Source organism: Vibrio hippocampi (assembly GCF_921292975.1).
Taxonomy (GTDB): domain Bacteria; phylum Pseudomonadota; class Gammaproteobacteria; order Enterobacterales; family Vibrionaceae; genus Vibrio; species Vibrio hippocampi.
The window spans coordinates 1,737,235-1,758,187 of record NZ_CAKLCM010000002.1 but is presented as its reverse complement, the minus strand read 5'-3'; the positions used below and the strand labels follow the sequence as shown (position 1 = coordinate 1,758,187).

At 45.9% G+C, this 20,953-nt stretch carries 23 protein-coding genes; 15 read left to right on the top strand and 8 right to left on the bottom strand.

Annotated elements, in window-relative coordinates:
* Window positions 1–34 precede the first annotated feature (34 nt).
* The 4 genes from csdA to L9Q39_RS10300 all read right to left on the bottom strand — a co-directional run bounded on the left by csdA (window position 35) and on the right by L9Q39_RS10300 (window position 3,665).
* Window positions 35–1,234 (bottom strand): cysteine desulfurase CsdA, encoded by a 1,200-nt coding sequence (gene csdA / locus L9Q39_RS10315; RefSeq protein WP_237484982.1) that lies wholly within the window; start codon window positions 1,232–1,234, stop codon window positions 35–37.
* Complete coding sequence (locus L9Q39_RS10310; RefSeq protein ID WP_237484981.1) at window positions 1,227–1,832, bottom strand: DJ-1 family glyoxalase III; 606 nt, start codon at window positions 1,830–1,832, stop codon at window positions 1,227–1,229. The genes csdA and L9Q39_RS10310 overlap by 8 nt, the downstream gene beginning before the upstream one ends.
* Window positions 1,829–2,719 carry a 2-dehydropantoate 2-reductase gene (gene panE / locus L9Q39_RS10305; protein WP_237484980.1) on the bottom strand — a complete coding sequence of 297 codons (891 nt, stop codon included), beginning with the start codon at window positions 2,717–2,719 and terminating at the stop codon, window positions 1,829–1,831. Before panE ends, L9Q39_RS10310 begins: the two co-directional genes overlap by 4 nt.
* Window positions 2,720–2,828: 109 nt before the next feature.
* Window positions 2,829–3,665 (bottom strand): nucleoside-specific channel-forming Tsx family protein, encoded by an 837-nt coding sequence (locus tag L9Q39_RS10300; protein WP_237484979.1) that lies wholly within the window; start codon window positions 3,663–3,665, stop codon window positions 2,829–2,831.
* A 318-nt stretch (window positions 3,666–3,983) separates the two neighbouring features.
* On the opposite strand from L9Q39_RS10300, the gene L9Q39_RS10295 reads away from it, so the two are divergent.
* The 3 genes from L9Q39_RS10295 to L9Q39_RS10285 all read left to right on the top strand — a co-directional run bounded on the left by L9Q39_RS10295 (window position 3,984) and on the right by L9Q39_RS10285 (window position 5,990).
* A complete protein-coding gene (locus tag L9Q39_RS10295) occupies window positions 3,984–4,580 on the top strand; it encodes an LON peptidase substrate-binding domain-containing protein (protein ID WP_237484978.1) in 597 nt (198 codons plus the stop codon).
* Window positions 4,581–4,734: 154 nt separating this feature from the next.
* Complete coding sequence (locus L9Q39_RS10290; RefSeq protein WP_237484977.1) at window positions 4,735–5,313, top strand: RNA polymerase sigma factor; 579 nt, start codon at window positions 4,735–4,737, stop codon at window positions 5,311–5,313.
* On the top strand, window positions 5,313–5,990 hold the full coding sequence (locus L9Q39_RS10285; protein ID WP_237484976.1) for a ChrR family anti-sigma-E factor: 678 nt from the start codon (window positions 5,313–5,315) through the stop codon (window positions 5,988–5,990). The genes L9Q39_RS10290 and L9Q39_RS10285 overlap by 1 nt, the downstream gene beginning before the upstream one ends.
* 320 nt (window positions 5,991–6,310) lie before the next feature.
* On the opposite strand, the gene L9Q39_RS10280 is transcribed toward L9Q39_RS10285, so the two are convergent.
* From L9Q39_RS10280 to L9Q39_RS10265, 4 genes are all read right to left on the bottom strand, one after another.
* Window positions 6,311–7,666 (bottom strand): AmpG family muropeptide MFS transporter, encoded by a 1,356-nt coding sequence (locus tag L9Q39_RS10280; RefSeq protein ID WP_237484975.1) that lies wholly within the window; start codon window positions 7,664–7,666, stop codon window positions 6,311–6,313.
* Window positions 7,667–7,734: 68 nt separating this feature from the next.
* A complete protein-coding gene (locus L9Q39_RS10275) occupies window positions 7,735–8,280 on the bottom strand; it encodes a peptidylprolyl isomerase (RefSeq protein ID WP_237484974.1) in 546 nt (181 codons plus the stop codon).
* Window positions 8,280–8,849 carry a YajG family lipoprotein gene (locus L9Q39_RS10270; RefSeq protein ID WP_237484973.1) on the bottom strand — a complete coding sequence of 190 codons (570 nt, stop codon included), beginning with the start codon at window positions 8,847–8,849 and terminating at the stop codon, window positions 8,280–8,282. Before L9Q39_RS10270 ends, L9Q39_RS10275 begins: the two co-directional genes overlap by 1 nt.
* 76 nt (window positions 8,850–8,925) lie before the next feature.
* Window positions 8,926–10,104: a methyltransferase gene (locus tag L9Q39_RS10265; RefSeq protein ID WP_237484972.1), complete on the bottom strand. Its 1,179-nt coding sequence runs from the start codon at window positions 10,102–10,104 to the stop codon at window positions 8,926–8,928.
* Between the two features lie 228 nt (window positions 10,105–10,332).
* Here L9Q39_RS10265 and bolA point away from each other — a divergent pair, with 228 nt between their 5' ends.
* From bolA to L9Q39_RS10205, 12 genes are all read left to right on the top strand, one after another.
* Window positions 10,333–10,641 (top strand): transcriptional regulator BolA, encoded by a 309-nt coding sequence (gene bolA / locus L9Q39_RS10260; RefSeq protein WP_237484971.1) that lies wholly within the window; start codon window positions 10,333–10,335, stop codon window positions 10,639–10,641.
* 533 nt (window positions 10,642–11,174) lie between these two features.
* On the top strand, window positions 11,175–12,515 hold the full coding sequence (locus L9Q39_RS10255; RefSeq protein WP_237484970.1) for a Na(+)-translocating NADH-quinone reductase subunit A: 1,341 nt from the start codon (window positions 11,175–11,177) through the stop codon (window positions 12,513–12,515).
* Window positions 12,516–12,519: 4 nt separating this feature from the next.
* Window positions 12,520–13,761 (top strand): NADH:ubiquinone reductase (Na(+)-transporting) subunit B, encoded by a 1,242-nt coding sequence (locus L9Q39_RS10250; protein ID WP_237484969.1) that lies wholly within the window; start codon window positions 12,520–12,522, stop codon window positions 13,759–13,761.
* Window positions 13,751–14,518, top strand: coding sequence for a Na(+)-translocating NADH-quinone reductase subunit C (locus L9Q39_RS10245; protein ID WP_237484968.1), 768 nt, complete (start codon window positions 13,751–13,753; stop codon window positions 14,516–14,518). The genes L9Q39_RS10250 and L9Q39_RS10245 overlap by 11 nt, the downstream gene beginning before the upstream one ends.
* The gene (locus tag L9Q39_RS10240; RefSeq protein ID WP_237484967.1) at window positions 14,518–15,147 is read left to right on the top strand and encodes an NADH:ubiquinone reductase (Na(+)-transporting) subunit D; all 630 of its coding nucleotides are present in this window, start codon (window positions 14,518–14,520) and stop codon (window positions 15,145–15,147) included. The genes L9Q39_RS10245 and L9Q39_RS10240 overlap by 1 nt, the downstream gene beginning before the upstream one ends.
* Window positions 15,148–15,154: 7 nt before the next feature.
* Window positions 15,155–15,751 (top strand): NADH:ubiquinone reductase (Na(+)-transporting) subunit E, encoded by a 597-nt coding sequence (gene nqrE, locus L9Q39_RS10235; protein WP_006075182.1) that lies wholly within the window; start codon window positions 15,155–15,157, stop codon window positions 15,749–15,751.
* Window positions 15,752–15,768: 17 nt separating this feature from the next.
* Window positions 15,769–16,992: an NADH:ubiquinone reductase (Na(+)-transporting) subunit F gene (nqrF, locus tag L9Q39_RS10230; protein WP_237484966.1), complete on the top strand. Its 1,224-nt coding sequence runs from the start codon at window positions 15,769–15,771 to the stop codon at window positions 16,990–16,992.
* Window positions 16,993–17,237: 245 nt separating this feature from the next.
* Window positions 17,238–18,206, top strand: coding sequence for an FAD:protein FMN transferase (locus L9Q39_RS10225; RefSeq protein ID WP_237485553.1), 969 nt, complete (start codon window positions 17,238–17,240; stop codon window positions 18,204–18,206).
* Window positions 18,207–18,222: 16 nt separating this feature from the next.
* Window positions 18,223–18,456: a (Na+)-NQR maturation NqrM gene (nqrM, locus tag L9Q39_RS10220; RefSeq protein WP_237484965.1), complete on the top strand. Its 234-nt coding sequence runs from the start codon at window positions 18,223–18,225 to the stop codon at window positions 18,454–18,456.
* A 124-nt stretch (window positions 18,457–18,580) separates the two neighbouring features.
* A complete protein-coding gene (gene dinB / locus L9Q39_RS10215; protein ID WP_237484964.1) occupies window positions 18,581–19,666 on the top strand; it encodes a DNA polymerase IV in 1,086 nt (361 codons plus the stop codon).
* On the top strand, window positions 19,653–20,129 hold the full coding sequence (locus L9Q39_RS10210; RefSeq protein WP_237484963.1) for a GreA/GreB family elongation factor: 477 nt from the start codon (window positions 19,653–19,655) through the stop codon (window positions 20,127–20,129). Before dinB ends, L9Q39_RS10210 begins: the two co-directional genes overlap by 14 nt.
* 39 nt (window positions 20,130–20,168) lie before the next feature.
* Entirely contained in the window at window positions 20,169–20,936 is a 768-nt protein-coding gene (locus tag L9Q39_RS10205; protein ID WP_237484962.1) for a DUF2884 family protein, read from the top strand.
* Window positions 20,937–20,953: the final 17 nt, after the last annotated feature.

Genomic DNA, 20,953 nt, shown 5'->3' with positions numbered 1-20,953 from the left:
CATTGATACCTTGAACGCAGGTATCAATGTTCTGTTACAGCATATCGACTGCTTTTTTAACCGCTTCTATCAATTTGACCACATCGTCTTGGTTGTTATACACGGCAAATGAGGCTCTGACGGTGCCGGCGATACCTAATGCATCCATCAGTGGATGCGCGCAATGATTCCCTGAACGCAGTGCGACATTTTGCTGATCCAACAGTGTGGCGATGTCTTGGTGATGCACGCCATCCATCACAAAAGAGATCACGCTAGCTCCCTCCTGATAACCGATCACACGTATATCATCGATCTGTTGTAACGCCAGATAGGCTTGGTGTTGTAGACCAATAATATGCTGTTCTAACTGTTGACGATCAAACTGCTCAAGCCAGTCGATAGCGCAAGCAAGCGCCAATGCCCCTGCGACATTGGGAGTGCCGGCTTCAAACTTACCCGGTAGCTCAGAAAAGGTGGTGCCGCTAAAACTCACTTTTTCCACCATCTTGCCACCGCCATGCCAAGGGGGCATCGCCTGTAGTAAATCGAGTTTGCCATAGAGTACGCCGATCCCCACAGGCGCATACAATTTATGCCCAGAGAAGACATAAAAATCCGCATCAAGCGTCTGCACGTCCACCTTATGATGAACAATGCCCTGAGCGCCATCGACCACAACAACCGCATTGGTCTTGGCACGCACTAAGGGAATAATGATGTCTAGTGGGATCTCAGTGCCAGTGACATTGGTCACTTGCGCCAAGGCAACCAGCTTGGTGTTCGCCGATAACTTAGCTTCAAGCGCTGCTAAGTCTAAGGTGCAATCAGAGCGCATTGGCAGTTTGACGATGTGAGCGCCGGTCTGCTCTGCGACGATTTGCCAAGGGACAATATTGGCGTGATGCTCCATCTCTGATACCAAGATTTCATCACCCGCTTTAAGGTTGTTGCGGGCATAGGTTTGCGCAATCAGGTTAAGTGCTTCGGTTGCGCCACGAGTCCAGATGATTTCTTTGCTTGAGCCCGCATTAATAAACTGCGCCACGGTGTGGCGAGCCGCCTCAAAACGTTCGGTTGCCCCTGCCGTCAAAGAGTGACTGCCGCGGTGAACATTGGCGTTTTGTTTGCTGTAATAAGCCGATATTGTGTCTATCACCACTTGCGGTTTTTGCGTCGTCGCTGCGCTATCTAGATAGCAAATGTCGTCTTGAACCGCGGGAAACTGTGCTCGAATAGCGGCAAAATCAATCATGTTGTTTTCCCATTTTGTGATAGTGCAAGGTGGGCAAGGTCACCATAGGCTCTGCCACTTGCCACGCTTTTTCTTTTCCGCATAGAGCAATAATAATTTCAATGGCAAACTCAAGCGCACTGCCCGGACCTTGGCTAGTAATCAACTTGTGATTAATATCGATAGTCACGCGTTTGTCGCGCCAAAGATCGGCTGGAATATGGGATTTAAAGCTGGGGTGACCTGTCATGAGTGCCTGAGGATAGAGTTGGTGCGTTTGCAATACCAAAGCGGGCGCGGCACAAATGGCTGCTAACCATTTTGATTCATATTTGTGCTGGCGGATCATTTCAACCAATAGCGTACTGTCTCTGAATATTTCAGCACCGCCGACGCCACCCGGCAGAGCGATAACATCAAACTCTTCGTCAGCCACATCCACTAACTTGCAATCGGCAGTCAGGGTAACACCCCGTGATGCTTTCATCGTCAGTTCGCCATCGAAGTCGGCACTGGCGACGGTGACGTCAAACCCAGCGCGCACCATGACGTCAATAATGGTGATCGCTTCCATCTCTTCGGTACCGGGGGCGATAGGGACGAGAATCTTTTTAGTCATGATGTTATCCATCCTTGTTCAATCTGTTTGATTGCTTGATAAAGCTTACTGTTTTCTGGCGTGGCAAGGTGATGTTGCTTGGCGACCGAGATCAGATAGCCGTTGATAAAGTCTATCTCTGTTTTACGCTGGTGGTAAACATCTTGCCGCATGGAAGAAAAATTGGTCGCGGTGTGACTGATGACTTGATTCACCGTTGCCAGCAGCGTTTGAAAATCGGTCGCGATGCCTTCGGCTTGCATTACCTTAACGATTTCGAGAACGATCGGTTCGATAATCGCCTGAAATGGCGGTCGAGCCAATTCACCGTTTTGGCATTGTTCTATTGCTGTCAATGGATTGATGGCGCAGTTGACGGCGAGTTTGTTCCAAAGCACCGCTTGAATATTGTCGTTCCAACGGACTTCCGGTAAAGCATGATCGAGAACGGCTTGCAGAAAATGACACTGTTGTCCCGCTTTGTTCATCCCGCCCAGTTGAGTCATCCCCTGACCCGTATGTTGCACTTGGTACTTATTGGGTTTGAAAGCGCCATGGGTTGTAGTGGCGATCACAACGGGATTGCTGGCAAAGTGATCACATACCGGTTGTGCGGTTCCCATACCGTTGTGCATCAGAACAAGGATGGTATCTTGATTTATCTGAGATTTGAGCGACTCAAGGGCAGGCAGCACTTGCCAAGCTTTCAGTGTCACTAACAACAGGTCGCAGTCCACTAAGGAGTTAGGATCACGGTTTGCAAAGGTTTGCGGCGATGTATCATCGAGTTGTAAGCGGAGTGTTTCTGAAGAGTCCCGTCCCCAGAGAGAGACGTTATGACCCGCGTTGGCGAGTTTATGTGCCCAAAGTGAGCCAATGGCTCCGGGACCAAGAATAGTGATATTCACGCGCAATATCCGAGCAAGCAAAGTTGTCAGCAAGGATAACGATAGAGTAACGGAAAGCCAATAAAAATGGCGCTTATTAGCGCCATTTTTGAAAACTTTTTAGGTTCGATTAGAACTTGTAAGTTGCTGCGAAGTAGTGACCAGCACCAGAAGATTCAAATGCGTCGCTATCTTTGATGCCGTATACGTCAGAGTATAGTTTTAGACCGTAACCCAGCGCAAACTGGTCAGAGTGCCAGTAGATACCGTTGAACATTGCACCACCGTGGCTCGCTGAGCTGTACTCATCTTTCATACCGAATTGGTAATCAAGGTAGCCTTGGTAAGAAATGAAAGTACCGTTGTCTAGGAAGTAGAAAGGCTTGAACCAGTTAGTAGAGAACTGATAACCGTTCCAGTCTTTTTGCTTGATATCGTAGTTCGCGTATAGGTTGAACTGCATTTTACCAAACCATGGAACAAGAACGTCAGAACCTAGACCGATCATTGATTGATAACCAGGCTCTTTATCTAGTAAATATTCGCCAGCGTTTTCTGGGTCTTCAACTTGAATTTTAGCGCCACCGTCAATAACCGTGTAGTTAGCTACGTAAAGCTCTTGAACAGGACCGAATGAGAAATCCTTGCCTGTTAGTGCGTCAAGAGACATGCGTGGTGCGAACTTAACAAAAAGCTGGTCAGAACCAGATTTGTCGCTGCTGTCAGAGTTCGTTAAATCAAATACATCGATGTAGCCGTAAAGATCGAAAATTCCAGAACGACCACCAAATTCCATTTCTAGGTAGGTGTGATCAGCATTACCAGGCTTTTCATTGATGGTGTGCATGATGTTGAACTGAAGGAATTTACTATCGTTTTTATGGATGTCGCCGTCTGAGTAGTCAGCCGCGATAACTGGAGCAGAAGTAGCCGCTAGTAGGCTAAGAGCTAAAAGTGATTTACGCATGATGTATGAACTCTTTATATGCTTTGTTTCAATAAATGGATTGCTTTTTGAGCAGCTCCGTTCGTTGGATAGGCATAATAACGTTTTATGTCGCAATGTAAATGTCACATCCCGCAAACGTTTGCAATTCATAGTGATCTAGATCACATAAATGATTTTTCAATTGAACTTTATGATCTTTCTCTCAAATTACGCACGCTGGTTAATGGATGTTATTTTTGACGCGTTTTAGAAGGAGTATTTGACTGGTTGCATTGATCGACCTAGATGAAAAGTCGTAAACAATAATCAGTGAATGAACGGAATTAGGGGAATAGAATGTCGGAGTTAATGTTATTTCCGTTAAGTTCGGTAGTGTTGCCGGAGGGCAGAATGAGGCTCAGGATATTTGAGCCGAGATACAAACGAATGGTGACGGCTTGTTTGAAAAACAATACCGGCTTTGGCGTGTGTCTAATCAGCAACAACGGGCATGGAATACCGAAAAATGTGTCGTCGGTGGGAACGCTGGTCAGCATTATTGATTTTGAAACTCTGCCAGACGGAATGTTGGGTATTACCGTTACAGGGATGCAAAAATTCAACATCCGAGATGTGAAACTCGAACAAGACGGTTTGCGTATCGCAAATGTTGATTGGCTTGAAAACTGGGCACCCTCGCAGTTGCAACAGAACCATTTGGATCTACAGCACCGTTTGCAACAAGTGTTTGAAGAGTTTCCTGAGATGGGCGAGTTGTATAGCCACCGATTTTTTGATGATGCTGCATGGGTCAGCCAACGTTGGCTTGAGATGCTACCGATAGAGTGTGAACACTTTGAACTGTTGGTGAGTCAGCAAGATTGTCGAGCGGCGGTCGAATTCCTGAACTCTGCCTTTCATGCCAGTGACTCGATACCGAAAACCAAGCATTAATGAAAGTGATCCATCTAAACTTATACAACGTACTAAATTTAGTAATGAACAAACTTATATAACGAACACAAGGTTCAATTCTGGTCGCTACCAGACACCGTTTAATGAGCACATTGGCGTGACATATTCAGTCTTTGTGCAATAGGAGCATGCTATGGAAGTCAGCAGTTCACAGGCTCTGACCAAGCAAGAATGGGCAGAATGTATGGAAAGAATTAAGGCGCGTGATAAAGCGTCCTTTGCTCAAGTTTTCCGTTACTTTTCGCCACGTCTCAGACAGTTTACCTACAAGCATGTGGGTAATGAGCAGGTTGCTGTAGAGATGGTTCAGGAAACCATGACGACGGTGTGGCAAAAAGCGCATCTGTTTGATGGCAGCAAGAGTTCGCTGTCGACTTGGATATTTACTATCGCCCGGAATCTCTGTTTCGACATGCTTCGCAAGCAGCGGGGCAAAGAGCTGCACGTTCATGCCGATGATATCTGGCCCACGGATTACTGCCCGCCAGATTTTGTTGAGCATTATTCACCAGAAACAGACCGATTAAAGCAACAGATTATTGAATTTCTAGATTATCTACCCAAGGCTCAGAGAGACGTCGTCAAGGCGGTTTATCTCGAAGAATTGCCCCATCAACAGGTCGCTGAGATGTTTGATATTCCCCTCGGCACGGTGAAGTCGCGGTTAAGGCTAGCAGTAGAAAAGCTCAGACTCTCAATGGAGGCGAACTAATGGCAAGACATCCAGAAGATACACTGCTTGAGGCCTATGCTTCGGGTGAGATTGATAGCGCGTATGGTGTGGCAGTGGCGACCCATATTCAGCATTGCCGTCAATGTGCGGAAAAGGTGGCGTTACTCGAAGAGCAGTTAGCAAGCCAGCTGTCACAACCTCAGGTTGAATTGAGTTCCGAGCAAGACGCTGAGTTGGTGTTAGAGAACATGTTACAAGACATCATGTCTTTGGACGTTGATTATTCATCGCCAAGAAAGCGAATGCCCGTGAAGCTGTCAGTGAATGGCAAACAATTCGATGTTCCCTCTTCCCTTGCGCCACTCGTCGGCAGAATGGGCGAATGGAAAAGCTATGGCGGTAAGGTGTTTACCTCGGCGATAGATATTGATGAAACCCATCGAGTGAGTTTCCTATACATCACGCCCGGTGTAAAAGTACCGCAACACACGCACAAAGGTGACGAATCAACATTGGTGCTGCACGGCAGTTTTAGCGATGAAAGCGGTGAATATGGCGTCGGTGATTTTGTTCACGAGAACGGGGAAACTGAACACTCGCCCTGTACCAGCGAACAGCAAGACTGCTTGTGCTTGTCGATATTGACTCAGCCAATGGTGTTTACCCAAGGCGTGGCAAGAGTGTTCAATATGTTTGGCAAGGGGATGTATCCTTAGCTATTTGATGCGTACTCCTGAGTATCAACGCGCCATTCGATATATAAGCACGTCATCCCGGCGAAGGCAGGGACCTACTGGAAGCGTGTGCCTAACTTGAGTAGATTCCTGCCTCCGCAGGAAAGACGATTAAAGCGGAAGACGGTTAAACGGTTAGGAAAGACGGTCAAAGCGAATAACGGTTTAGAAATGGCATTTAAGCAAAGGAGTGCAACCAGTGACCCGAAAATCGGTTATACAAGGACGTTACTCCCTAGAAACAAAACAGCCATAACCTCAAGGTTATGGCTGTTTGTCTATCAATCCATCAACCAACCAATCTATTCATCATCCCGCTGTGACTTCGCTTTATCCAACAGGTCATTAAAATAGTGGCGTAGCGAGTAGAGCATAATCAAGCTTGGAATGACCATGATAGAAGTGATGATAAAGAACAAACTCCAATCATTGAGATAATCAACCAACTCACCACTGAATGAAGCCAGCGTCGTTCGACCAAGATTGCCTAATGACGCCAGCAAGGCGTATTGCGTCGCTGAGAAAGCTTGTCCGGTTAATAAGGTTAAGAAAGACACAAAGGCCACCGTCGAGAACGCGGTGGTAAAGTTATCGACGAGAATCGCTGCCAAAAAGAGCGATTCATTGGGTCCTGATTTCGCTATCCATGCAAACATAAGATTGCTGGCGCTCATCGCGATGCCGCCCATCATTAAGCCACGTACAATGCCGAAACGAACATTAAACATACTGCCGATCAGGGTAAAGGCCATCGTCGCACCCCAACCGATCAGTTTGGAGTAGTAACCGATCTGCTCGTTGCTAAAGCCAATCTCTTTATAGAATGGAATCGACATCCGACCCAAAAAGGCTTCGCCAATCTTGAATAGGAACACAAACAACAACAACGTGATGGCAACACGGGTTCCATTGCGTCGAAAGAAGTCGAGAAACGGTTCAACCACGGTTACGGAAAGCCAGTTAAGTGTGCCGCTACCAACCACCTTGGCATGTCTTTGCGCTGCTTGTTGTTGTAACTGTTCACGGTTATTTTTTGGTTCACCAACAAAAAGGGTAAACAGCATCAATAACACCACGATTGCCGCCATGCCGTAATAAACGCCATTCCAACCGATAGCGTCAGCATTAACAAAGGCCAGATAGCCGGGCAGTGAATAGCCGGTCCACCAACCAATCACCGCCATTGCAGACGCTTGAGGCAGCTTACTGGATTCAGATTTTGGAAAGGTATCGATCCTAAAAGCATCAATGGCAATATCTTGGGTCGAAGAGGCGATAGCAATGCCCAGAGCCAACAGGGAGGTAAGCAGTAAACTATTGGCAGGGTTGACGCCAGCAATCATGAGAGTGAGTACTAACATGATCGATTGACAGAGGAACACCCAACTGCGCCTTTGACCAAGGCGTTGATACAAGATTGGAAGCTTGAGTCGGTCTACTAAAGGTGCCCATAAAAAGTTGATCGCGTAGACAACAAAAACAGAGCCAAAGTAGCCAATGGCGGCTCTGGTCAATCCTGCATCTTTGAGCCAGCCGGACATATTTGAGCCAATGAGTACCCAAGGGAAACCGCTGGAACAGCCGAGCATAAATACCCAAAGTAGCCGTTTATCCCAATAGCTTTTGATGGTATCTAACCATGTGTGTTCTTGTTGCACGCAGAGTCCTTAGTGTAGCTAGCGATAGAGACTAAAAAGGGGAGTTGAACTCCCCTTTGGATGAGTTATTACTGTATTCGTTCCATCTTGGTGATAACGATAGGCGTGACAGGGACATCCTGCATTCGGTTTTTTCGGGCTGTTGGCTTCTCTGCCATCTGTTGAACCACATCAAAACCTTCCGTCACTTTACCAAACACCGCATATCCCGGATTTCTGACGCTGTAATTCAGGAAGCTGTTGTTCACTAAGTTAATAAAAAACTGACGAGATGCTGAATCTGGGTCATTGGTACGCGCCATCGCGATAGTAGCAGCGTCATTGACTAAGCCGTTATCGGCTTCGTTTTTGATTGAAGCATAGGTAGGCAGGCGATTCAGTTCTGCGTCAAAGCCGCCACCCTGCGCCATAAAGCCATCAATCACACGATGAAACTGTGAACCGACATAGCTGCCATCATCGACATAGCGTAGGAAGTTATCCACGGTAATAGGCGCTTGCTCTTGGTTAAGCTCGATAACAAATGAACCCAAGGTGGTTTCTACGCTGACTTTAGGACCGGCAAACACCACACTGGTGAAGAGAGCCAAGGTTGCGACGAGATGCTTAAGCATTAGAAACGCTCCTTCATGTACAGTTGCAGTTCCGTATCGTTAGCGATCTCTTCTAGCAGTTTGTTAACAGTATCGTTAAACACGAGTTCGATATCACTGTTGGAAGCACTCATCATGCCGCTACGTGATGCGGTTGCGGTGTACTTCTTAATCAGCTTGCCTTTTGCGTTCTCTGCGGTGAGTTCAACCACAACAGACGAATTCATGTCGTTGGCCATCACGGAATGTTTGACCGAGACAAGGGCTTCTTGAATCACTACTTTTAGGCTATTCGCGCTGTTAACGGTGACTTGATAACCTTGAGAGCTAAACTGGTTCACCAAGGCATTTTCGATCCCAATTCGCACGTTTTGGCGAGTGTGGACTGGCGTGATGGTATTGCGACCATTATCAAGTAGGGCAACATACTGCGCTGCTCGAACGTCTTGGCTTGATAGTGAGATAGATTTGCCTTCAACCATTTTTGCTGCACTAGTGGCGGCTGTTGGTATGAAGTTTATCTGTTCTTTCTGCGGGCTAGCACACGCTGCAAGTAATACAACGGAAGCGGCTAGAAATAGCTTTTTCATTGATCGTTCCTTTTTCATTCTCTACCCAGTTATCAAGCGACACAATTGATTGAGCTGGTCTTTAGATACTATAGATTTACTTTATTGCTTGTAAAATAACAAATTTGGCATTAGATGCGACTAGTTTTACACCAGAACGACCAAATAATCGTGATAATTTTTTATCGTAGCCGAGGTGGCGGTTGCCGATCACCAATAATTCGCCTTTTGAGCGTAGAACTTGCTTTGCATCACAGAACATTTGCCATGCGATATGGTCGGTAATGGCTTGCTGTTGGTGGAAAGGAGGATTACAGACAACGAGGTCTTGGCTGTCAGCCTCAAAATTATCCAAACAGTTGTTGGCAACGGCGTTGAGATGCGCAGGGTCAAGCTGGTTGAGCTCGACATTAGTTTGCACCGACTTCACCGCCATATAGCTCTCATCGACGCTGGTAACGTGTGCTTGTGGATTAAGCTGCATCAGTTTGAGAGACAGAACACCGTTACCGCAACCAAGATCGAGGATCTGTTGATACCTATCGTCACTCGGTAGGTGTTGCAACAACAGTCTAGCCCCCAGATCGAGACTTTCACCAGAGTAGACATTCGGTAGATTGGCTAGCGTTAAGCCGTGATCATCTACTGACCAACGGGTGTATGGATCTATCTTTGCCGCTTCTATTGCATCAGATTCTGTTGCATCAGATATCGCATCATCGCCCGCTTGTGAACAGTCTGCTTGCGAAAAGACCAAGCGATGTTTTTTCCATGCAAGTGAGGTGGTTGTCGTTCCGAGGTACTTTTCAAACAGTTTTAATGTCGAGGTATGGATCTCTTTGGCTTTGTTTACCGCGATGACAGGACAGCCTGAACCGTAAAGATGGCGAATGCTATCTAGTTGCCAGCTCAAGTAACGGTTGTTACGAGGTATCTGCATCAGGATTAAGTCAGGCTTCTCTGGCCAAGGGGCGGTTGACTTTAATAGTGTGACATCATGGCATTGATTGTGCGCTAAGTTTGCTTTGGCACCTTGCTGAGCAACAAAGGAGTCACTTAAAGCGGTGACGTGATGCTTGAGTGAAAACCAACAGCTCAAAGCCCCAAAGTGATCATTGAGAATAAGAATATTTTGGTTATCGGACAGTTGTTGATCTTCTATGTGGCGAATCAAGTACTCGTCCCCCGCATCCCAAGCTTGCAGTGTCTCATTGGGCAATTTTGGGAACCGATGTAGGGTTAACGTACGCTCAAAAACAGTTAAATCAGTGTTCATAATGAAGTTTTATGGTGGGTATCGGCTGTATTTTGGCAAAAAGTAACGGTTTTAGCCAACAACCGCGAAAAATAGTACGAGAAAAATGACTTAGTAAAGTATATACTTGCTTTATTAGAGCCGTATTAATAATGATAAAAACTCTCAACGCTACCGACGAGCAACGACTTTCTGTTCGTTGCAGGCAAAAGTAGCAAAGGAGTTAGCTGATATTTCAAAGGAAGCCCTATGATTCAAAATGTCATTGAAGAGAAACTTCATCTCGCTTTGAGTCCCACATTTCTAGATGTTCGCAACGAAAGCTATATGCACAATGTACCCGCAGGATCTGAAAGCCACTTTAAGGTTGTCGTCGTCAGTGAAAAATTCGAGAATACTCGGTTGATCGCTAGGCATCGACAGGTAAATAGTGCCTTGGCAGAAGAACTGGCGGGCGCGGTGCATGCGTTGGCGATCCATACCTATACTCCGCAAGAATGGACCGAGCAAAATCAATTAGCACCGAATAGCCCAAACTGTGCGGGTGGCGGCAAATAGTCCTATACTTTCGACGTTTGTTTGAATTTTGCTCAGCTAAGTATGTAAAAGCTAATGTACGTAAAAGCTAAGCATGTAAAAGCTAAGTGTGTAAAAGCGTAATAATAGGGGATTAACATAAACGCTAGTCTCCAGTTGTTCTACCACTAAAGGCTTAACAGCATTTCAACAAATTTTGTTATGTATTTGAAATAATAAAAGCTGTGTCATTTTGTTAATAGAAGCACAACCTAACTGAGAATCGAGAGAAGCAATCTGTGTGCGATAAGTCAAAATTATGAGGATTAACCGATAGTTTTTGACCAAAACCGCTGATTTTATTAGCTTGTAGCCATGATTCATCATGGCATCGTGTTTGCGATTAATGCTACACTACTGCACCAGTAAAATCTCGCAGTGATTCTATGACGAGGTTGTTATAGCAATGTTGCTGTTTTGGTTGGTTTCCAACTAGAACCCAGACACTAAAGCGGTGTCTATATGTTACGCAATAATGAGAATCTTTTTTCCCGATAAAAGTAGTGCAAGCGCGTATGATTACAATAAAGAAGGGTTTGGATTTACCTATCGCAGGAACTCCATCCCAGGTGATTAATGATGGTAAGTCCATCACTAAAGTCGCCTTGCTTGGCGAAGAGTACGTGGGTATGCGTCCAACGATGCATGTTCGCGTTGATGATGAAGTAAAGAAAGGTCAGATCCTTTTTGAAGACAAAAAGAATCCGGGTGTTGTCTTTACTTCTCCAGCAAGCGGTAAGGTTATCGAAGTTAACCGTGGTGCAAAGCGTGTACTTCAATCTGTAGTGGTTGAAGTTCAGGGCGATGACCAAGAGCAATTCGATAGCTACACAGCGGAACAACTAGTCAATCTAGATCGTCAAGTGATCGTTGACCAACTAGTGAAGTCCGGTATGTGGACAGCTCTGCGAACTCGACCGTTCAGCAAGGTTCCGGCAATTGATTCAACAACTCAAGCGATCTTCGTGACGGCGATGGATACTAATCCACTGGCAGCGGATGCTGAGTTAATCATCAACGAGCAAAAAGAAGCCTTTGTTTCTGGTATTGATCTTCTCTCGAAGCTTACTTCTGAGAAGGTTTTTGTTTGTAAGAAAGGTTCTAGTCTACCTTGCTCAACTCAGTCAAATGTTGAAGAACACGTATTCAATGGTCCACACCCAGCTGGTCTCGTGGGAACCCACATGCACCATCTGTATCCAGTTAGCATTGAGAACGTTGCTTGGAGCATCAATTATCAAGATGTGATAGCGATTGGTAAGCTGTTTACCACAGGTCAGCTATACACTGATCGTGTTGTTTCTCTCGCGGGTCCCGTTGTGAATAACCCTCGCCTGATCCGTACCCAACTTGGTGCGAGCTTGGAGCAACTGACGGATAGTGAGTTGATGCCGGGTGAAGTACGTATGATCTCTGGATCAGTGCTGTCAGGAATACAAGTTGCGGGCGCAAATGCTTATCTAGGTCGCTACCATAACCAAGTCTCGGTATTACGCGAAGGTCGTGATAAAGAGCTGTTTGGTTGGGCGATGCCAGGTAAAAACAAGTTCTCTGTTACCCGTACATTCCTTGGACACCTTTTCAAGAGCCAACTATTCAACATGACGACGACCACCAACGGCAGTGACCGTGCAATGGTGCCAATCGGTAATTACGAAAAAGTACTACCACTTGATATGGAACCAACATTACTGCTGCGTGATCTGTGTGCTGGTGATTTAGACAGCGCTCAGCGTCTTGGTGCGTTAGAGCTAGATGAAGAAGATTTGGCGTTATGTACCTTTGTTTGTCCAGGTAAATACGAATACGGTGAACTCCTACGTGAGTGCCTAGACAAGATAGAGAAGGAAGGGTAATTCCATGCTTAAGAAGTTTCTTGAAGATATCGAGCATCATTTCGAACCAGGTGGTAAACATGAAAGATGGTTCGCTCTGTATGAAGCAGCAGCCACTCTCTTCTATACACCAGGTCTAGTGACAAAACGTAGTGCCCACGTACGTGATAGTGTTGATTTGAAACGTATCATGATTATGGTTTGGTTTGCGGTATTCCCAGCCATGTTCTGGGGTATGTATAACGCAGGTAACCAAGCGATTATGGGTCTAAACCACCTGTATTCGGGCGCAGAACTCGCCACCATGATTGATGGCAACTGGCACTACTGGTTGACTCAAATGCTTGGCGGCAGCTTAGGTGCTGACGCAGGCTGGGGCAGTAAGATGCTCTTGGGCGCGACCTTCTTCCTACCGATCTACGCAACCGTGTTTATCGTCGGTGGCTTCTGGGAAGTGCTGTTCTGTATGGTACGCAAACACGAAGTGAACGAAGGTTTTTTTGTTACCTCTATCCTGTTTGCTTTGATTGTTCCACCAACCCTCCCTCTGTGGCAAGCGGCACTCGGTATTACCTTTGGTGTGGTCGTTGCTAAAGAAATTTTTGGTGGTACAGGTCGTAACTTCCTGAACCCTGCCTTAGCAGGTCGTGCGTTCCTATTCTTCGCTTACCCAGCGCAAATCTCGGGTGACGTAGTATGGGTTGCGGCTGACGGTTACTCAGGTGCGACGGCGCTGAGCCAATGGGCTCAAGGCGGCGAAGGCGCACTAATGAACAACATCACGGGTCAAACGATCACTTGGATGGATGCGTTCATTGGTAATATCCCAGGCTCTATCGGTGAAGTCTCGACACTGATGCTTATCATCGGTGCGGCGCTCATTGTTTATATGGGTATTGCATCTTGGCGTATTATCGCTGGTGTGATGATTGGTATGGTTTCGGTCGCGACACTGTTCAATGTGATTGGTTCAGACACTAACGCATTGTTTAGCATGCCTTGGCATTGGCACCTTGTTCTGGGTGGTTTTGCATTTGGTATGTTCTTTATGGCAACAGACCCAGTATCTGCCTCGTTCACAAATAACGGTAAATGGGCATACGGTATCTTAATCGGTGCTATGTGTGTGATGATTCGCGTCGTTAACCCAGCTTACCCAGAGGGCATGATGCTAGCGATTCTGTTTGCTAACTTATTCGCCCCTCTATTTGACCACTTTGTAGTTGAAAAGAACATCAAACGGAGACAAGCACGATATGGCAAGTAATAACGATAGCATTAAAAAGACGCTGTTTGTTGTTATCGCACTGAGCTTAGTATGTTCAGTTATCGTATCGCTAGCCGCGGTCGGTTTGCGTGACAAACAAGTGGCGAATGCCGTATTAGATAAGCAGTCGAAAATCGTCGACGTTGCCGGTATTAACGCTGAAGGTTCAGTCGCTGAGCTTTACCAGCAGTACATTGAACCTCGTCTTGTTGATTTTGACACTGGTGAGTTCGTTGACGGTGATGCAAACAGTTACGATCAACGTAAAGCTGCAAAAGATCCGGCAGAGTCGATACGCCTAAGCGCGGATCAAGACAAAGCAAAAATCATTCGCCGCGCTAACGTAGGTACGGTTTACCTAGTGAAGCAAGACGGCAAAGTGAGCAGCATTATTTTGCCCGTTCACGGTACGGGTCTTTGGTCTATGATGTATGCGTTTGTGGCGGTACAAACAGACGGTAATACCGTGAATGGTATTACCTACTACGAACAAGGTGAGACTCCAGGATTGGGTGGTGAAGTAGAAAACCCAGCTTGGCGTGCGCAGTTCGAAGGTAAAAAACTGTACGACGAAAACTTCAAACCAGCGATTAAAGTGGTTAAAGGTGGCGCTCCTGCTGGCTCTGAGCATGGCGTAGATGGTCTGTCAGGTGCAACCCTAACCGGTAATGGTGTACAAGGAACATTCGACTTCTGGTTGGGTGATATGGGCTTTGGTCCATTCCTAGCGAAAGTTCGTAATGGAGGTCTAAACTAATGTCTGCTCAAGATGTGAAAAAGAGCCTAGTTGCTCCAGTATTAGACAATAACCCAATCGCTTTGCAGGTTCTGGGTGTTTGTTCTGCACTGGCAGTGACCACTAAACTAGAGACAGCGTTCGTTATGACTCTGGCGGTTATTTTTGTAACCGCACTGTCTAACTTCTTTGTATCTCTCATTCGCAACCATATCCCAAACAGTGTGCGTATTATCGTTCAAATGGCGATCATCGCGTCATTGGTAATCGTGGTAGACCAAATATTGAAAGCGTATCTGTATGATATTTCAAAACAGCTTTCGGTATTCGTGGGTCTTATCATTACTAACTGTATCGTAATGGGTCGTGCGGAAGCTTTCGCAATGAAGTCTGAGCCTCTACCATCATTGATTGATGGTATTGGTAACGGTCTTGGTTATGGTTTTGTTCTGATTACTGTCGGTTTCTTCCGTGAGCTATTTGGCTCAGGCAAGCTATTTGGTATGGAAGTATTGCCGTTAGTCAGTAATGGCGGTTGGTATCAGCCAAACGGTATGATGCTACTTGCTCCGTCTGCGTTCTTCCTGATCGGCTTCCTGATCTGGGTTATTCGTATCTTTAAACCAGAACAAGTAGAAGCGAAGGAGTAAGGTAGTCATGGAACATTATATTAGTCTACTGGTTAAGTCGATTTTCATCGAAAACTTGGCGCTCTCTTTCTTCTTAGGTATGTGTACGTTTTTGGCGGTATCTAAGAAAGTGAAGACCTCATTTGGTCTTGGTGTTGCCGTTATCGTGGTGCTGACGGTTGCGGTACCTGTGAACAACCTGCTTTATAACCTAGTGTTGAAAGAAAACGCATTGGTTGCTGGTGTTGACTTAAGCTTTCTTAACTTTATCACCTTCATCGGTGTTATCGCTGCTTTGGTACAGATCCTAGAGATGGTGTTAGACCGTTTCTTCCCACCACTATACAACGCACTGGGTATCTTCCTGCCGCTAATCACGGTTAACTGTGCGATCTTCGGTGGCGTATCTTTCATGGTACAGCGTGATTATAACTTTGCTGAGTCTGTGGTTTATGGCTTTGGCTCTGGTGTGGGTTGGATGCTGGCTATCGTTGCGTTAGCGGGTATCCGTGAGAAGATGAAGTATTCAGATGTCCCTCCGGGTCTTCGTGGTCTTGGTATCACGTTTATCACGGTCGGTTTGATGGCGCTGGGCTTCATGTCTTTCTCTGGTGTTCAACTGTAAGGTATAAGGAATAGTCAATGGACATTATCCTAGGTGTAGTGATGTTTACACTGATTGTTCTAGCGTTAGTGCTGGTGATTTTATTCGCCAAGTCTAAGCTAGTACCAACAGGTGACATCACAATCTCAGTGAATGGCGATGCGGACAAAGCGATCGTCACTCAACCTGGCGGCAAGCTGCTAAGTGCCCTCGCTGGAGCGGGCGTATTCGTTTCTTCAGCTTGTGGTGGCGGTGGCTCATGTGGTCAGTGTCGTGTAAAAGTAAAATCAGGTGGCGGTGATATTTTGCCAACTGAGCTTGACCACATCTCAAAAGGTGAGGCAAGAGAAGGCGAGCGTTTGGCCTGTCAGGTGAATATGAAAACCGACATGGACATCGAGCTTCCTGAAGAGATCTTTGGCGTTAAGAAGTGGGAATGCAGCGTTATCTCTAATGATAACAAAGCGACCTTCATCAAAGAGCTTAAGCTGCAGATCCCTGATGGCGAATCGGTACCATTCCGTGCGGGTGGTTATATTCAAATTGAAGCGCCAGCTCACCATGTGAAGTACTCAGAATTCGATGTACCGGAAGAGTATCGTGAGGACTGGGACAAATTTAACCTGTTCCGTTACGAGTCGACGGTCAATGAAGAGACTATCCGTGCTTACTCAATGGCGAACTATCCAGAAGAGGAAGGGATTATTATGCTGAACGTGCGTATCGCTACGCCGCCGCCTAATAACCCAGATGTCCCACCAGGTATCATGTCTTCGTTTATCTGGTCGCTGAAAGAGGGTGATAAGTGTACGATTTCAGGTCCATTTGGTGAGTTCTTCGCTAAAGAAACCGATAATGAAATGGTCTTCATTGGCGGTGGTGCGGGTATGGCACCGATGCGCTCTCATATCTTCGACCAACTGAAGCGTTTGAAATCTACGCGTAAGATGTCTTTCTGGTATGGTGCTCGTTCGAAGCGTGAAATGTTTTATGTGGAAGACTTTGACGGTCTACAAGCAGAAAACGACAACTTCCAATGGCACGTTGCGCTATCCGATCCTTCACCAGAGGATAACTGGGATGGTTACACAGGTTTTATTCATAACGTTATTTATGAGAACTACCTGAAGGACCATGAAGCGCCAGAAGATTGTGAGTACTACATGTGTGGTCCACCTATGATGAACGCAGCGGTTATCGGCATGCTGAAAGATCTAGGTGTTGAGGATGAAAACATCCTACTTGATGACTTTGGTGGCTAAGCCAAGCTCATAAGTAAACAATGGCTGGCTCTGATGAGTCAGCCATTGTTATTTTTGCCTGGTAGAATAGTTATTTTTGACAGGTAGAATTATTTTGAACGAACAGCGGTCTGTTTTGTGTATTGAATTCTCGAACAATAACAGTATTCAAAACCAACCGTTAATCCTATCCATAGGTGAGTAAAGGTATGTTTCATCTAACCAACCGAGTGAAGCTGATTTTATTAGGTTTAGTGTCGGTATTTATGTTTACCGCTTGCAGTGATTCCCGTGAGCAGATTCATTTGAGCGGTCCGACCATGGGCACGCTGTATAATATCAAATATATCGAGACGGACCGTGCTCCGAAGCCCGAGCTGATTCAAGAACAAGTCAACAAATTACTTGAGCAAGTCAATGCTCAGATGTCGACCTACCGACAAGATTCTGAGTTAAGTCGCTTTAATCGCTACTACGGAACCGAGCCGTTCCCAGTCTCTAAGCAGACGGCGATTGTGGTGAAAGAAGCGATTCGCCTCAACCAAGTGACGAAAGGGGCGTTGGATGTCACCGTCGGTCCTTTGGTTAATTTGTGGGGATTTGGTCCAGAAGCAAGGCCTGATAAAATTCCGACACAGCAAGAGTTGGATAAGCGCCTCGCTCAAATTGGTATTGAACACCTTTCTGCCACAGAAGATACGCTTAGAAAAGATCTTCGCAGCTTGTATGTTGACCTTTCCACCATTGCCAAAGGCTGGGGTGTTGATGTGATCGCGGAGTATCTTAATGATGCCGGTATTGACGACTATATGGTAGAAGTGGGCGGCGAGATCCGTCTAAAGGGCTTAAATCGTGAAGGAGTAAAATGGCGCATTGCGATTGAAAAACCGGATGTGGATTCACGCCAAGTTCAAGAGATTATTGAACCGGGTGATATGGCGGTGGCAACATCAGGAGACTATCGAAACTATTTTGAAACCGATGGTGTGCGCTATTCTCACATTATTGACCCGTCAACGGGTAAGCCAATCTCAAACAAGGTGGTGTCAGTGACGGTTTTAGATCCTTCATCCATGACGGCAGACGGCTTAGCTACCGGTTTTATGGTCTTGGGGGAAGAAACGTCTATTGAGATTGCCAACAGCATGAACATCCCAATGTTGATGATTGTTAAAACAGAGCAAGGTTTTGTCGAATGGACATCCGAAGCCTTTAAGCCATACTTAAATAAATAGTGGGTGAGTTGAATTTATGAGTACCTTTTTAATTACCTTTGGCATTTTTCTCGCAGTCATTGCGGCGATGTCAGTCGGCTACATCTTTCAGAAGAAAGTGGTCAAAGGCAGTTGCGGCGGCTTGGGTGCGATGGGCATTGATAAAGTATGTAACTGTCCAGAACCTTGTGACGCCAGAAAAAAACGCGAAGCAAGAGAGCAAGCTAGAGCCGAAAAATTGGCGGCTTGGGACAAAGACCGGATTGCTTAAAGCCGTTTATGATCAAATGGATTCTGATAAAACCAGTGCTCTGAGCTAAGAGCGCTGGTTTTTTCTTTGTGGACGGAAAAAACTTCCGTATACTGACTGTATATAAAAACAGTGGTTCATGCTTATGTCTGAGACGTTGAGAAAATTTATCCATATTGATATGGACTGCTTCTACGCCGCTGTGGAAATGCGGGACAACCCAAGCTATCAAGGAAAGCCATTAGCGGTGGGCGGCAGTCAGCGCCAGCGGGGGGTGATTAGCACCTGTAATTATGAAGCAAGGAAATTCGGCATTCGCTCTGCTATGCCAACCAGTCAAGCACTCAAGTTGTGTCCTGATTTACTGTTAGTACCGGGTCGTATGTCGGTCTATAAGCAAGTATCAAAACAGATCCACGAAATATTTCGCCGCTATACCTCATTGATTGAGCCACTTTCTCTCGATGAAGCGTATCTGGACGTCACCGATTGTCCCCAACTGCAAAACTCTGCCACCTTAATTGCCGAAGCGATTCGACATGACATCTGGAACGAGTTACACCTGACCGCCTCTGCTGGCGTTGCGCCGCTCAAGTTCTTAGCCAAGATCGCCTCGGATATGAACAAGCCCAACGGTCAGTTCGTAGTGGCACCGAGCCAAGTTCAATCGGTCATTGATGAATTGGATTTGGGTAAGATCCCAGGGGTGGGAAAAGTCAGCTTAGAGAAGCTTCATAAGGCAAACCTGTATACCTGTTTAGATATCAGAAACAGTGATCACCGAACGCTGTTAATGAAGTTCGGGCGACTTGGCGCGTCACTGTGGAATAAAAGCCATGGCATTGATGCCCGCGAAGTTGTGGTCGAGCGAGAACGCAAATCTATTGGTGTAGAAAGGACGTTTACCCACAATATTAAGCAGTATCAAGAATGCTGGCAGGTGATTGAGGACAAGTTATACCCTGAACTTGAGCGGCGACTCAGTACGGCTAAGCCGAAGCGCAATGTGATAAAACAAGGTATAAAGGTTAAGTTTTCCGATTTTAAACAGACCACTATAGAACACGTCCATAACCGATTAGAGCTTGATTACTTTAAACAGCTGTTAGTGGAAGTATTAGAACGGCAACAAGGTCGTGAAATTCGGCTGTTGGGCTTGAATGTTATGTTAGAGCCGTTAGAGAATAGCCGCCAATTGAGTATGTTTGAGGAACAAGATGAACAAGCCTGAAATTATTGCTGCTGTGATCGCGCAATTGCAAGACAAGGTGACAACCCTTGAATCAGCGATGGCGCAAACGGTCGATGCGGCGACCAATGAGCAGACGGTGCCAGAGCATAAATATGACACTCTGGCGCTGGAAGCGTCATATCTTGCTCATGGTCAGGCGGTACGATTGCAGCAAATACATGCCGACATTAAAAGGCTCGAACAGTTAGTTGCTCATAGCGAAAAATCAATGGATAAGGTTGCGCTTGCGTGTATCGTTGAAGTCGAAGATGAGAATGACAAACGACAGCGGTTTATGATGTTGCCTTGTGCTGGCGGGATAAAACTGCCTCAATTTGCACTCACCACCGTAACGCCGGAATCACCACTGGGTAAAAAGCTGCATAATAAGCAACTTGACGATGAGGTAGAGGTTCAGGTTGGTGAGCGCAGTGTTTACTATGCTATAGTGGCGCTGCATTAACCCATTGGGTGATGAATGACGTCGTAAGAGGATAGGGTAATGAAATTTGTAAAAGCACTCTCCAGTAGCACTTTACTGCTAGGGCTAGCGCTAATGAGTTCAAAGGCTTCGGCGCTAGAAGCCTGTCGTGTTGATATAAAAAATGAAGTACACCTTGATGGTCAGCAAGTGGAAATTGTGGGTGAGTCCAACTCTAAGGTGTTAATTGATAAAGATAACAATCTGCATATCAATGGCAAAAAAATAGAGCTCGACCAACTTCAACAGGACGCGCTTGAAGCGTACCGCCAGAACATGAATAAACATCTTCCTCAAGCGAAGAAGTTGGCAGAGAACGGCTTAGCTCTTTCACATGACATTATTGATGATGTAGCGGCAAGCTTTGACAACTCAGAAGCATTCCAGAATGTGAAGCAGGTAATCACCGAGTTTTTCAATGATGTGTCGTCACGCTATCAACAAGGGGATGAGTTTGTCTTGAAATCAGAGGCATTCAGCTCGTTTATGGATAACTGGCAACAAGATTTCGCCAAAGCCAGAGAATCCTTTGATAAAGAGTTTTTTGCCAGTGCTTTTCAAGTGATGCAAGAAAAAATGCAGCAAGATGGCTCATTTAATCTTACCGAACTACAGAATCAGTGGAGTGAGTTGCAAGCACAACTCGCAGATACTTACCAACAGCAGTCCAAGCAATTACAGCAAGAAGCGAAAGACTACTGTGATTCACTGGATGATGTTGCGACCCAAGAGCAAGAGTTACAGCGTAAGATCCCGGAATTAAAAGATTATCAAGTGTTTACGATTTAACTAAATCGTTCGCCAGT

Excerpts from the sequence above, each read along its gene's own strand:
- csdA (WP_237484982.1), bottom strand. The coding sequence starts at position 1,234 with ATGATTGATTTTGCCGCTATTCGAGCACAGTTTCCCGCGGTTCAAGAC.
- L9Q39_RS10310 (WP_237484981.1), bottom strand. The coding sequence starts at position 1,832 with ATGACTAAAAAGATTCTCGTCCCTATCGCCCCCGGTACCGAAGAGATG.
- L9Q39_RS10300 (WP_237484979.1), bottom strand. The coding sequence starts at position 3,665 with ATGCGTAAATCACTTTTAGCTCTTAGCCTACTAGCGGCTACTTCTGCT.
- L9Q39_RS10295 (WP_237484978.1), top strand. The coding sequence starts at position 3,984 with ATGTCGGAGTTAATGTTATTTCCGTTAAGTTCGGTAGTGTTGCCGGAG.
- L9Q39_RS10290 (WP_237484977.1), top strand. The coding sequence starts at position 4,735 with ATGGAAGTCAGCAGTTCACAGGCTCTGACCAAGCAAGAATGGGCAGAA.
- L9Q39_RS10285 (WP_237484976.1), top strand. The coding sequence starts at position 5,313 with ATGGCAAGACATCCAGAAGATACACTGCTTGAGGCCTATGCTTCGGGT.
- L9Q39_RS10275 (WP_237484974.1), bottom strand. The coding sequence starts at position 8,280 with ATGCTTAAGCATCTCGTCGCAACCTTGGCTCTCTTCACCAGTGTGGTG.
- L9Q39_RS10270 (WP_237484973.1), bottom strand. The coding sequence starts at position 8,849 with ATGAAAAAGCTATTTCTAGCCGCTTCCGTTGTATTACTTGCAGCGTGT.
- L9Q39_RS10265 (WP_237484972.1), bottom strand. The coding sequence starts at position 10,104 with ATGAACACTGATTTAACTGTTTTTGAGCGTACGTTAACCCTACATCGG.
- bolA (WP_237484971.1), top strand. The coding sequence starts at position 10,333 with ATGATTCAAAATGTCATTGAAGAGAAACTTCATCTCGCTTTGAGTCCC.
- L9Q39_RS10255 (WP_237484970.1), top strand. The coding sequence starts at position 11,175 with ATGATTACAATAAAGAAGGGTTTGGATTTACCTATCGCAGGAACTCCA.
- L9Q39_RS10250 (WP_237484969.1), top strand. The coding sequence starts at position 12,520 with ATGCTTAAGAAGTTTCTTGAAGATATCGAGCATCATTTCGAACCAGGT.
- L9Q39_RS10245 (WP_237484968.1), top strand. The coding sequence starts at position 13,751 with ATGGCAAGTAATAACGATAGCATTAAAAAGACGCTGTTTGTTGTTATC.
- L9Q39_RS10240 (WP_237484967.1), top strand. The coding sequence starts at position 14,518 with ATGTCTGCTCAAGATGTGAAAAAGAGCCTAGTTGCTCCAGTATTAGAC.
- nqrE (WP_006075182.1), top strand. The coding sequence starts at position 15,155 with ATGGAACATTATATTAGTCTACTGGTTAAGTCGATTTTCATCGAAAAC.
- nqrF (WP_237484966.1), top strand. The coding sequence starts at position 15,769 with ATGGACATTATCCTAGGTGTAGTGATGTTTACACTGATTGTTCTAGCG.
- L9Q39_RS10225 (WP_237485553.1), top strand. The coding sequence starts at position 17,238 with ATGTTTACCGCTTGCAGTGATTCCCGTGAGCAGATTCATTTGAGCGGT.
- nqrM (WP_237484965.1), top strand. The coding sequence starts at position 18,223 with ATGAGTACCTTTTTAATTACCTTTGGCATTTTTCTCGCAGTCATTGCG.
- dinB (WP_237484964.1), top strand. The coding sequence starts at position 18,581 with ATGTCTGAGACGTTGAGAAAATTTATCCATATTGATATGGACTGCTTC.
- L9Q39_RS10210 (WP_237484963.1), top strand. The coding sequence starts at position 19,653 with ATGAACAAGCCTGAAATTATTGCTGCTGTGATCGCGCAATTGCAAGAC.
- L9Q39_RS10205 (WP_237484962.1), top strand. The coding sequence starts at position 20,169 with ATGAAATTTGTAAAAGCACTCTCCAGTAGCACTTTACTGCTAGGGCTA.